Raw genomic sequence first — 11,553 nt, forward strand, 5'->3', positions numbered from 1 at the left:
GTCGCCGCCGCGGGCGCCGGTAGCGACCACTACCGCAGCGGCGGGTTCTCCGGTCCGTCGCCGTCGGCGTAGCCGGCCTGCTCGGCCAGGAAGCGCTCGAACTCCGCGCCCAGCTCGTCGCCGGTGGGCAGGTCGTTCTCGCTGGCCAGCAGGCTGGACTGGCGTTCCTGGGCGGTGACGAAGCTGTCGTACTGGCGTTCCAGCGCCGCCACCACGGTCTCCACCTCGGAGTTGCCGGCGATCTGCTCGTTGACCTGTTCGCGCACCCGCGCGGCGGCATCGGTGAGCGCGGCCAGCGGTAGCTCGAGGCCTGCGTTCTCGGCGACGTTCTCCAGCAGCGTCTGGGCGGCCTCCGGGTAGGCGGTCTGGGTCAGGTAGTGCGGCACATGGACCGAGAAACCGACCGACTCGTGCCCGTGCTGGGCCATCCGGAACTCCAGCAGCGAGGACGCGCTGCCCGGTACCTGCAGCTCACCCGGCCAGCGCTGGTGATCGCCGATCAGATCGGAGTCGGAAGCGTGCGCGGTGACGCCGAGGGGACGGGTGTGCGGAATAGCCATGGGAATCGCGCTCAGACCGATGGTCCGGCGCACGCCCAGCTGCTCGGCGAGCAGGCGCACCGCGGTGACGAACCGCTCCCAGCGCAGGTCCGGTTCCAGCCCGGCCAGCAGCAGGAACGGCGTACCGGCGGTGTCCTTGAGCGCCCACAGGCTCAGTTCCGGCTCGGTGTAGTCGGAGAAGTGGTCGGTCTTGAAGGTCATCAGCGGCCGCCGCGAGCGGTAGTCGAGCAGTTCGTCCATGTCGAACGAGGCGACCAGTTCGTGCTCGAGGCTTTCCTTCAGATGCGTGGTGGCGAGGCGTACCGCGTGCCCGGCATCGGTGAAGCCCTCGAGACCGTGCACCAGCACCGGACCCGAGCCGTCAGCGGACGACAGCTGCGGAGCCGGGAACTCCAGCTCGTACATTCGCGACTCGTAGTCCATCGCGTACTCCTTCCTGCGTGGCCCACTTTCGCGACCAACCCACATTGTCCCTCATGCGCATGACAGGTGTGCACCACCCGCATTGGGTGTGCAACGCGCCGGGCCCGGACACGCATTCCCGGCCGTGTGCCGCGCGGCGTGGCATTCGGTGTGACGCGGCGTGGCATTCGGTGTGACGCGGCGTGGCATTCGGTGTGAACAGCCGATTTTCGGCATAGTGGGCGGAGTGATCGCGCCCTTCCGCACTCCCGCACGCAGCAGCCTCAGGACCGCGCGCACCGTGGGGATCGTGGCGCTGGGCGGGTTGCTCGCCGCCTGTGGGACCACGGTATCCGGTCATCCGATCGCCGCCCGCAATCCGGTGCCGGCGGCCGGCTCCGACACCGGTCTGACCAAACTGCTGCCGGATCCCTCGCAGTTCCCGTCGCGGTACCCCGCGATCGTGCTGCCCGCCGCGGCCGCGAGCCAGGCCGCCAATGATCTCGAGGGCTACCTGCCGGGGGCACAAGTGGATCCGAACACCTGCGCACCGGCCACGCCCACCGCGGGCCCGGCCGTGGCGGTCGGCACCGACGACACCACCCGCGCCACCCTCACCGTGGCGCTCACCCGGTCGGGTCGACCGCTGTCGGCACTGCGAGATCAGTTGCAGCGCTGCGGAACCGTGCGCGTCGGGCACTCCGGTGTCACCTCGGTGGTGACCACGCAGCTGGATCCGCCGCCGCCGATCGATGCCGACGACTCACTCGCGCTGCGCCGCACGGTCGGCACCGACAAGAGTGCGACCGGCCTCACCAGGACCATGCAGACGCTGGTGGGGCAGATCGGCGATGTGCGAATCGCCGTGACCTACATGACCTCCGGGTCCACCTCCGACAGCGAGGCCCTCGACGGCCTGTTCACCACTGCGGTACGCAAGGTCCGCAAGGGCTGAGAACCCGAAGGCGAGCTGCGGAACCCGGGAAAGGGAGCCGACCCCTGCCTTGTTTCGGCTCCCGGGCCCGATCAGCAGATGGGAAGCGGGGTGGCCGACCCCGATGCGGAACCGCTACCCGCCGAACCCGTTCCGGCCGAACCGCTGCCGCCCGAGCCGCTGCCCGCGGAACCGGAGCCCGCCGAACCGCTGCTCGACGAACCCGGGAAGAGCGAGGAGATCGACGGGCAGCCGCCGCCGCCCGCGCCCACCACGTAGAAGGTGGTCACGCTGGAGAACCCCTGGCGGACGCCGATGGTGTAGGTAGCGTCGGCGTCCGGGTGCCAGGGCATGTTCGCGACGGCGCCGGCCCAGGTGAGGGTCGGCGTGACAGTCCCGATGACCGTGCCGTTCACCAGGAAGTCGACCGGGGTCAGCTGGTCGTTGCCTGTCAGCCGCGCCTGGATGGTGCAACCGTCGGCGACAGAGCACGACTTGCCGCTGGCGAGGCCGGCGACGCTGACATTGTCGATGGACGCGTTGGCCGGGCCGGCCAGCATCGAGCCGGCGACGACGGCGAGCGCGACAGCCGCGCCCGCACCGGCGGCGGGCCGTCGGAGGTCTCGGTGGAGCTTATTTCTCATCAGGAGGATCCTTTCGGCGCGTTGATGGGGTCGCGCCGAGCGGACTGTAACAGTGAAGAACATCAAATATCGCGAAATCGCTTCTGCTGCAATATGATTCAGTAATTGCATGACCGGCCGTCGCTTACTGCCCCGTAGTCCGGTAGCGCTGTGCCAACTCGGCTCCCAGCCGGGCGAGTTCGGCGCGTACCGACTCCGGCTCGATCACCTCGAGGGCCGCGCCCCAGCCCGCCAGCTGCTGGGCGATCATGAGCGGCGTCGGCGCGCTGACCCGGGCCCGGACCCGCCCGTCGGCGGTCGTGCCGTCCAGAACGCAGTGCCGCCCTTGCTGTTTGCGCAGCACCGGCGCGAGCTCGGCTGGGATCAGCACGGTGGCCGAGAGGGCGGAGCGCTGCCGTTCGACCTCCTCGACCACCTCCGACCAGGCCGTCGGCAGGTCGAAATCCTCCGGCCGGTGGGCGATCTCGTCGGTGATCGCCAGGGTGGCGATCCGGTCCACGCGGAAGGTCCGCTGCCCGTGCTCGGTTCCGGCCACCAGGTACCAGTTGCCGTCCTTGTCGACCAGGCCCCACGGATCGACCACCCGCTCGGTCCGCCGCCCGGCCCGGTCGTAGGCGAACCGGATCCGGCGGCGGCGCACCACCGCTCGCTGCAACTCGTCCACCAGCGCGGGCGGCCGCTGGTCCGATTCGCCCCAGCGGGCCGGGTCCACCACGATCGCGCCCGCCGCCGCCTCGGCCTCGGTGCGGAAGGGCTGCGGCAAGGCGCGCAACAATTTCCGCAGGGCCGACTTGGTGGCGGGTGTGGCCGTCGCCACCGGGCCCAGCAGCAGGAACAGGGCCTGGGCCTCGGCGGCGGTGAGGCCGCTGAGATCCGTGCGTGCGCCGCCCACCAGGGCCCAGCCGCCGCCGCGTCCGGGCTGCGGGTAGATCGGAATCCCGGCCGTGGACAGGGCCTCCAGGTCCCGGCGCGCGGTAGCCACCGACACCTCGAGCTCGGCCGCGACCTCCGCCGCGGTCACCCGGCCCCGGGCCTGCAGGAACAGCAGGGTCGCCACCAGTCGATCCGCGCGCATATCCGGAATTCTGCCCGGAAAAGTGCTCATTCGGTGAGCACTTTGAGCGCGATGATGGATTCAGATCGAGAACCACCCCCGACCCAGGAGGACGACCATGCTGCGTGGAATGGCCACCGTCAACTACTTCGCCGACGATCTGGAGGCGGCCAAGGACTGGTACAGCGAACTGCTCGGTGTCGCACCGTATTTCACCGTGCCGGGCGGGTACTACGAGTTCCGCATCGGCGACTACCAGGCCGAGCTCGGGATCATCAACAGGAAGTTCGCGCCCTCCCACCCGGATGTCCCGGGCGGCCAGATCGTGAACTGGCACGTCGACGATGTGGCGGCCACCTTCGGGCGGCTGCTCGACATGGGAGCCACCGTCTACGAGCCGATCATCGAACGCGGCGAGGGAACCGGGTTCGTGACGGCCTCGGTGGTGGACCCGTTCGGCAATGTCCTGGGCATCATGTCCAATCCGCACTACCTGGAGATCCTCGGTGAGTCCCGGCCGCGATGAATCGTGCTCGGCATGGCGCGATACTCCTTCCGGCACTGTGCAGGGCACTCCTTCCAGCACTGTGCAGGAGCAGTGCCGAGGCGGACTGTAACAGCGTGACCGCGCCCGCTCGGTCAAAATGAAACGAATACATTTCAAGTTCGGGTCCGGCGGTCCGGGCGCACGGTAGCAGCGGGCACCGACAGCTCGCGGCCGTATCCGCCCGGGGCTCGCCGAGTAGTCCACGGCGCGCCGAAACATCCACAGCCTCAGCGAAACCCGAGGTCGGCCGCCCGGAGCGGTCCGCGGCGCGGCGCACTCTCGACGGCATGAACGCACCCGTCGAGCCCACGCCACCCGTCGAGCCCACCCCACCCGTCGAGCCGAAGTCGGCCGTCGAGCCCGAGCCACCCGATCGCCCCGAACCTGCCGCCGACCCGCCCTTCGAAGATCCCGGCGAGCCCGGGGCGCCGCTGCGGGCGCCCGGCGATCTGATCGCGGCCGTCCCGGCCATGCTCGGATTCATGCCCGCACGGTCGCTGGTGGTGGCGGTGCTCCGAGCGGATCAGGCGTCGCCGACTATCGCGGCGGTCGAGGTGGTGACCCGCATGGATCTCGACAATCCCGGGCGGAGCGCGATGGGGATGCTGGTCGAGCGGGTCGCGGGCATCTGCGTACGGCACCGGGCCGTCGCGGCGCTGGCCCTCGTCGTCGACGACCGGGCCACGGTGCCGACCCGCAAGCATCGCGGTGTGCGGGCGCGCAAGCACCACGATCTCGTTGCGGCGCTGGAACATCGGCTCGATGTCGACGCCGTGCCGCTGGCGGGGGCCTGGGCGGTGCAGGCCATCGGCGCCGAACTGCCGTGGTGGACGCTGTCCGGACCGTGGTCGCGCGGATTACAACCGGATCCGGCGGCCTCGATGGTGACGTTGCGGCATGTGCTGGCGGGCCGGCCGCTGCGCGGTTCCCGGCGGGAGCTGACCGATATCCTCGCTGTCGACCCGGTGGCACGCGACGCCACCGCCGCCGCCCTGGAGGTGGCGGTCGCCGCGGCCCGGCGGCCGGCCCGGGTTGTGCAGCACGGCGATCCGCGCCTGCAGCTGCGGCTCGAGGTGTGCCGGGTGCTGCGCTACCTGGAACGCGTCGGGGCCGGTGCCCGGCTCACGCCGGCCGAGGTGGCGGAGGTGGCCGTGGCCCTGCGGGATTCGGCGCTGCGCGACATCATGTTCGGGCTCGCCCCGGGCCCGCGCGCCGACGGTGCGGAGGCGTTGTGGCTGCAGCTGGCGCGGGCGCTGCCGGATCCGGATCGCGCCGAAGCGGCGGCACTGCTGGGCTATTGCGCCTACACGCGCGGGGACGGCCCGCTCGCGGGCGTGGCGCTGGACGCCGATCCGAAGCACCGCATGGCGATGCTGCTGGACCTCGGCTTACAGACGGGTCTGCGACCGGAGCGGCTGGGCCGCCTCGCGGACTCCGGCCGGGAGACGGCGGCCGAACTCGGCATCCACCTCGGGCCGGAGCCGCGATGACAATACGGCCGGCGCCGCGGACTCAGCGCGCGCTGTGCGCGCGGTCGCCCAGCGAGCGCAGGAAATCCCAGGCGTCGGAGACGATCTCGTCGAGATCGGTGTGCTCGGGTCGCCAGCCGAGTTCGGCGATGGCCTTGGCGCTGGAGGCGATCAGCACGGCGGGGTCACCGGCACGGCGTGGTGCGTCCACCGAATTGATCGGCAGGCCCGTCACCCGCGCGCACGCCGAAATGACCTCGCGCACCGAGAAACCGGTGCCGCTGCCCAGATTGAAGATGCGGTGCACGCCCGGCTGCGACTGCGCCAGCGCCCGCAGGTGCGCCTGCGCCAGATCGCGAATGTGGATGTAGTCGCGCACCGCGGTGCCGTCCGGCGTCTGGTAGTCGGTGCCGAACACCGAGATCGACTCACGATGACCGAGTGCGGTCTGCAACACCAGGGGGATGAGATGGGTTTCCACCACACGGTTCTCGCCGAGCCCGGCGTACGCGCCGGCCACATTGAAGTAGCGCAGGCTGGTCGCGGCCAGACCGTGCGCCGCCGCGTACGAGGTGATGGCGTAGTCGATGGACAGCTTCGACGCGCCGTAGGGGTTGGTCGGCTGCTTGGGCGCGTCCTCGACGATCGGCACCTGCTCCGGCTCGCCGTACACGGCCGCGGTGGAGGAGAACACCAGCCGCGGGGTGCCCGCGTCGCGCATGGCCTCGAGCAGGGCGAGGGTCTTCACCACATTGCCGTGCCAGTACTTCTCCGGCGCCACCACCGACTCGCCGACCAGCGACTGGGCCGCGAAATGCAGCACACCGTCGAAGGATTCGGCCGCGATGAGCTCGGCGCCCGCGGTGGCGATATCGCCCTCGACGAACTTGGCCCCGGCCGGGACGCCGTCGGCGTTGCCGGTGGACAGATCGTCGACGACCACGACCTCGTGGCCGTCCTCGAGCAGAACCTGCGCGCAGACGCCACCGACGTAGCCGGCGCCTCCGGTAACCAGAAGCTTCACGTATCAGACCAACTTCACTTGGACGGCGTGCGCCATCTCGTCGGACAGTTCGAATCCCTCATGGCCGGGCACCGAGATGATCACCGCACCCGGTTTGGTCTCCACGGTCACGCGGGCGTCGGGCACCACGCCCGCCTCCCGGAGCTGATTGATGGTCTCCGGATCGGTCTGGATGTGCTCCGAGAGCCGGCGCACCACCACGGCCTGCGCCTGCCCGGTCGGCAGATCGCTGAGCCGGACCAGCTTCTCGTCGGCGGAGGCATTGGCCTGCAGGCCCAGTTCGTCCAGGCCCGGAATGGGATTGCCGTAGGGGGAGGTGGTGGGGTGGTTGAGCACCTCGACCAGGCGGCGCTCGACCTCCTCGCTCATCACGTGCTCCCAGCGGCACGCCTCGGCGTGCACGTTCTCCCACTCCAGCCCGATGATGTCGACCAGCAATCGCTCGGCGAGCCGGTGCTTGCGCATCACGGCGACCGCCATGGCGCGGCCCTTCTCGGTCAGTTCGAGGTGGCGATCACCGGCGACGGTCAGCAGGCCGTCGCGCTCCATCCGCGCGACCGTCTGGCTCACCGTCGGGCCGCTCTGCTCGAGACGTTCGGCGATGCGCGCGCGCAGCGGCGTGACACCCTCCTCCTCGAGGTCGTAGATGGTACGGAGATACATCTCCGTGGTGTCGACCAGATCCTTCACCTGTTAAACCCCTTCGTCGGCACGAATTCTACCCATGCACGGCGGCTGCACCGGGCGACAGCTTATTTCGCGAACTCATTGTCAACACCCAGGACGGGCAGCGTGTTCCCTGCGGGTTCTCCGTGCGCACACAGCGTCGGCGATACCCTGCCATCCCGGTACGACAGCATTGCGGTGTCCAAAGCCTACGAACTCGTGCGACGCATTAGCGTGGCAGGTATGCCTGGCCGAGCTCGTGGTGACGGAACCCCCATCGGCGATGGAACCGTTGCCGGCGATGGAACCGTCGTCTGGTCCGATCGGTTCCTCGATTACACCTGGACCCCGGAGCATCCCATGCGGCCGGTGCGGCTGCAGTTCACCATGGCGCTCGCCGAGGGGCTCGGACTACTCGACGGAGTGGAGCTGATCACACCCGGGGCGGCCGCGGAATCGGAACTTCTGCGGGTGCACACCCATGACTACATCGAGGCGGTCAAGCACGCTCAGCAACCGCCCGGACCCGCTCCGACCGCACCGCCCTACGGACTCGGCTCGGCCGACAATCCGGTCTTCCCGCACATGCACGAGGCGGCCTCGGTGATCGTGGGCGGCACCCTGGCCGCGGCGCAGGAGATCGCGGCCGGGCGCACCCGGCGGGCGGTGAGCATCGGTGGTGGTATGCATCACGCCATGCCGGCCTCGGCAGCGGGGTTCTGTGTGTACAACGATGTAGCGGTGGCGATTTCGTGGTTGCTGGACAACGGGTTCGACCGCATCGCCTATGTCGATGTGGATGTGCACCACGGTGACGGTGTGCAGCGGGTGTTCTACGGTGACCCGCGCGTGCTGACCATTTCGGTGCATCAGCACCCGGCGACGCTGTGGCCCAACACCGGATGGCCGGAGGAGACGGGCTCGGGTCCGGCCGAGGGGACAGCCATCAATCTGCCCATCATGCCCGGCACCCGGGACCCGTTGTGGCTGCGCGGTTTCCATGCCGTGGTGCCGGGTGCGCTGGCGGCGTTCCGGCCGCAGATCGTGATCAGCCAGTGCGGGGTCGACACCCATCGCGAGGATCCGCTGGCGGATCTGGAACTCACGGTGGACGGTCAGCGCGCCGCCTTCATCGCCATGCGCGATCTGGCCGACCGATATGCCGAGGGCCGCTGGCTGGCGGTCGGCGGCGGCGGGTACGGGCTGATCCGGGTGGTGCCCCGGGCCTGGACCCATCTGCTGGCAACGGCTCTGGACCGCGCCATCGATCCCGCCACCCCGACGCCGCCGCAGTGGCGTGAGCAGGTGGGCGCCTACGCGCCCATGGTCGCCGTGCCCGAGAGCATGGGCGACGGCGCGGATATCGGCTTCGCGCGCTGGGACGGCCCCGGGGGCGGCCGCGAAACCGGCGACGAGCGCGCCGACCGCGCCCGCCGGGCTCTCGACATATCCGTATTGGCTACGCGCCGGGCGAGTTTCGGCCTGCTCGGCCTGGATCCGGAGGATCCCCGTGACTGACTCCGCCGCCCCGCCCCTGCCCTCGGACACGCCCGGCACACCCGTGAATCCGTCTCCGCCGCCGGAGCATTGGTTCGCCGACGTGCTGGCCTCCGACGGTGGCGTGGTGGGATTGCGGCCGATCACCCCCGACGACGCGGAGGCGCTGGAGCGTTTCCACGAGGGGTTGTCGGATCGCACCCGGTATCTGCGGTACTTCGGTCCGTACCCGCGCATGACGCCGAAGGATCTGTACCGGACCACGCACGTCGACTATCGGGACCGGGTCGGGCTGGTGACCGAGCTCGGCGACGAGATCATCGCGGTGGGCCGCTACGAGTACCTGGCCGATCGGCCGGGACCCCGTGCGGCCGAGGTGGCCTTCGTGGTCGCCGACGGCCATCAGGGGCGTGGGCTGGGTTCGATTCTGCTCGAGCATCTGGCGGGCGCGGCGGCCGAGAACGATTTCGAGACCTTCGTGGCCGAGGTGCTGGCCGAGAACAATGCCATGGTGCAGGTATTCCGGGACGCCGGATATCAGGTGCAGCGCAGCCGCGACGGGTCGGTGCTGCATCTGGAGTTCGCCATCGACCCCACCGAGGCGCTGCTGTCGGTGCGGGATTCGCGGGAGCGAGCCTCGGAGGCGCGCAGTGTCGGGAACCTGTTGTCGCCCAAGTCCATCGCGGTGATCGGGGCCACCCCGTCGACCAGCCGGGTGGGTGGCGCGGTGCTGGCCAACCTGCTGTCGGGTGCCTACCAGGGGCCGGTGTTCCCGGTGAACCGCAATCGCACGGCCGTGCGCGGGGTGCGGGCGTATCCGACGGTGCGCGACATTCCCGACGAGGTCGATCTGGCGGTGATCGCGGTGCCCGCCACCGAGATCGGGTCGGTACTCGACGATTGCATGGCCAAGGGCGTCAAGGGGCTGGTGGTGCTGACCGCCGGATTCTCCGAGACCGGTCCGTACGGCTATCAGGCCGAGCGGGAGCTGGTCGACGCCGCGCGGGCGCACGGTATGCGGGTGGTGGGGCCGAGCGCGCTCGGTATCGCCAATACCGATCCGCGGATCGCCCTGAACGCCACCCTCGCACCGGTGCTGCCCGGGCGCGGGCGCATCGGATTCTTCTGTCAGTCCGGACCGTTGGGCGCGGCCATTCTCGGTGAGGCGGCGGCGCGGCAGCTGGGACTGTCCACCTTCGTCTCCGCCGGCAACCGCGCCGACGTCTCCGGCAACGACCTGCTCCAGTACTGGGACAGCGATCCGGACACCGATGTGGTGCTGCTGTACCTGGAGACCTTCGGCAATCCGCGCAAGTTCTCCCGCATCGCGCGCCGGGTCGCGCACACCAAACCCATTGTGGCCGTGAACAGCGGCCGCAATGCCGCGCGGGTGGAGGGGGACCGGGACCTGGACCGGTCGCTGGTGCGCAATCTGTTCGCGCAGGCCGGGATCATCCAGGTCGATTCCATCACCGAGCTTTTCGACTGCGCCATGCTGCTGGCCTATCAGCCGCTGCCGGCCGGGCCGCGCCTGGCGGTGATCGGCAACAGCGCCGCGCTGAGCTGGCTGGCGGTCGACGCGGCGCGCGGGGAGGGACTCGAGGTCGATGAGCCCACCGACCTCGGGCCGCAGGCGAGTCCGGCGGACTACCTGACCGCGGTCGCCGCGGCGGTCACCGACCGGGCGGTGGACGCGGTCATCGTCATCTATTCGCCGCCGGTGCCGGCGGCGGTCGCCTCCTTCGCCGAGGCCATTCGCTCCGGCGCCCAATCCGATCCCGCCACACCGGTTCTCACCACCTTCGTCGCCGATCAGGGCATGCCCAACCTGCTCGCCACGCGCGGGCTGGGCGGAATTCTCGAGCGCGGTTCCATTCCCTCCTACGGGGATCCGGAACGGGCCGCGCGGGCGCTGGCCCGGGCGCGCCGCTACGCCGACTGGCGTACCCGGCCGCTGTCGCCGGTGGTCCGTCCGGGCGGCGTCGACACCGCGCGGGCACGGGAACTGGTGGCGGAGTGGATGAACGCGGACTCGGCGCACTGGCTCACCGACCTGCAGGCCGCGGAACTGCTGGGCTGCTACGGAATTCGCGTGGTGGAGTTCCGCGAGGTGCTCGATGCCGACGCCGCGGTGGACGCGGCCGAAGAGCTGGGTTTTCCGGTGGCGGCCAAGGCGACCGGCGAAATGTGGCGCAATCGGCCGGATCTCACCGGGGTGCGGCTGGATCTGTGGCGCCCGGACGCGGTGCGGCGCGCGTTCACCGACCTGCGCGAGATCTCGGGCAATCCGGTACACATTCAGCGCATGGCGACCAAGGGCGTGGGCTGTACCTTCCGGGTGCAGGACGACCCGTCGTTCGGCTCGGTCATCAGTTTCGGGCTCTCGGGCACCATCATCGATCTGCTCGGCGACCGCGTCTACCGGGCGCTGCCGCTGACCGAGGCGGAGTCGGCCGAACTCATCGACGCGCCCCGCGCCGCCCCGCTGCTGTCGGGCACCGTGGGCGGCCGCGATATCGGCAAACCGGTGGACAAGGGCGCGCTGGCCGAACTGGCGCAACGGATCTCGGCGCTGTGCGACGACCTGCCGGAGGTGCGGGAGCTGCAGTGCGAACCGGTACTGGCCTCGCCGGAGGGCGCGGCCGTGCTGTACGGACGGGTGCGGATCGGGCCGGAACCCAACAGGTTCGATATCGGTCCGCGCCGGATGGGTTGAGCAGCCGCCCCGACCCCGACTATGACAAGGGCGAGCGGCC

General features: G+C 70.2%; 10 protein-coding genes. 5 read left to right on the plus strand and 5 right to left on the minus strand.

Annotated features, from left to right (window positions below):
* Nucleotides 1–29: 29 nt before the first annotated feature.
* The gene (locus ACWEKS_RS15400) at nucleotides 30–983 is read right to left on the minus strand and encodes a proteasome assembly chaperone family protein (protein WP_354837060.1); all 954 of its coding nucleotides are present in this window, start codon (nucleotides 981–983) and stop codon (nucleotides 30–32) included.
* Nucleotides 984–1,209: 226 nt separating this feature from the next.
* On the opposite strand from ACWEKS_RS15400, the gene ACWEKS_RS15405 reads away from it, so the two are divergent.
* On the plus strand, nucleotides 1,210–1,917 hold the full coding sequence (locus tag ACWEKS_RS15405; RefSeq protein WP_452340672.1) for a sensor domain-containing protein: 708 nt from the start codon (nucleotides 1,210–1,212) through the stop codon (nucleotides 1,915–1,917).
* Between the two features lie 71 nt (nucleotides 1,918–1,988).
* Here the strand turns inward: ACWEKS_RS15405 and ACWEKS_RS15410 are convergent, their stop codons facing one another.
* Nucleotides 1,989–2,540 carry a hypothetical protein gene (locus ACWEKS_RS15410; RefSeq protein ID WP_452340673.1) on the minus strand — a complete coding sequence of 184 codons (552 nt, stop codon included), beginning with the start codon at nucleotides 2,538–2,540 and terminating at the stop codon, nucleotides 1,989–1,991.
* A gap of 124 nt (nucleotides 2,541–2,664) precedes the next feature.
* A complete protein-coding gene (locus ACWEKS_RS15415; protein WP_452340674.1) occupies nucleotides 2,665–3,615 on the minus strand; it encodes a helix-turn-helix transcriptional regulator in 951 nt (316 codons plus the stop codon).
* A 97-nt stretch (nucleotides 3,616–3,712) separates the two neighbouring features.
* On the opposite strand from ACWEKS_RS15415, the gene ACWEKS_RS15420 reads away from it, so the two are divergent.
* A complete protein-coding gene (locus ACWEKS_RS15420; protein WP_452340675.1) occupies nucleotides 3,713–4,120 on the plus strand; it encodes a VOC family protein in 408 nt (135 codons plus the stop codon).
* A gap of 308 nt (nucleotides 4,121–4,428) precedes the next feature.
* A complete protein-coding gene (locus ACWEKS_RS15425; RefSeq protein ID WP_452340676.1) occupies nucleotides 4,429–5,631 on the plus strand; it encodes a DUF4192 domain-containing protein in 1,203 nt (400 codons plus the stop codon).
* A 22-nt stretch (nucleotides 5,632–5,653) separates the two neighbouring features.
* Here ACWEKS_RS15425 and galE read toward each other — a convergent pair whose 3' ends face one another.
* Nucleotides 5,654–6,634: a UDP-glucose 4-epimerase GalE gene (galE, locus tag ACWEKS_RS15430; RefSeq protein WP_452340677.1), complete on the minus strand. Its 981-nt coding sequence runs from the start codon at nucleotides 6,632–6,634 to the stop codon at nucleotides 5,654–5,656.
* A 3-nt stretch (nucleotides 6,635–6,637) separates the two neighbouring features.
* Nucleotides 6,638–7,324: a metal-dependent transcriptional regulator gene (locus ACWEKS_RS15435; protein ID WP_354837046.1), complete on the minus strand. Its 687-nt coding sequence runs from the start codon at nucleotides 7,322–7,324 to the stop codon at nucleotides 6,638–6,640.
* 219 nt (nucleotides 7,325–7,543) lie between these two features.
* On the opposite strand from ACWEKS_RS15435, the gene ACWEKS_RS15440 reads away from it, so the two are divergent.
* Nucleotides 7,544–8,818, plus strand: coding sequence for an acetoin utilization protein AcuC (locus ACWEKS_RS15440; RefSeq protein WP_452340678.1), 1,275 nt, complete (start codon nucleotides 7,544–7,546; stop codon nucleotides 8,816–8,818).
* A complete protein-coding gene (locus ACWEKS_RS15445) occupies nucleotides 8,811–11,513 on the plus strand; it encodes a bifunctional acetate--CoA ligase family protein/GNAT family N-acetyltransferase (RefSeq protein ID WP_452340679.1) in 2,703 nt (900 codons plus the stop codon). Before ACWEKS_RS15440 ends, ACWEKS_RS15445 begins: the two co-directional genes overlap by 8 nt.
* The last annotated feature ends 40 nt before the right edge of the window (nucleotides 11,514–11,553 follow it).

It is taken from the genome of Nocardia sp. NPDC004711, from assembly GCF_053601595.1.

Bases quoted from the DNA above. Each gene is read 5' to 3' on its own strand.
- ACWEKS_RS15400 (WP_354837060.1), bottom strand. From the start codon at position 983: ATGGACTACGAGTCGCGAATGTACGAGCTGGAGTTCCCGGCTCCGCAG.
- ACWEKS_RS15440 (WP_452340678.1), top strand. From the start codon at position 7,544: ATGCCTGGCCGAGCTCGTGGTGACGGAACCCCCATCGGCGATGGAACC.
- ACWEKS_RS15410 (WP_452340673.1), bottom strand. From the start codon at position 2,540: ATGAGAAATAAGCTCCACCGAGACCTCCGACGGCCCGCCGCCGGTGCG.
- ACWEKS_RS15420 (WP_452340675.1), top strand. From the start codon at position 3,713: ATGCTGCGTGGAATGGCCACCGTCAACTACTTCGCCGACGATCTGGAG.
- ACWEKS_RS15415 (WP_452340674.1), bottom strand. From the start codon at position 3,615: ATGCGCGCGGATCGACTGGTGGCGACCCTGCTGTTCCTGCAGGCCCGG.
- ACWEKS_RS15425 (WP_452340676.1), top strand. From the start codon at position 4,429: ATGAACGCACCCGTCGAGCCCACGCCACCCGTCGAGCCCACCCCACCC.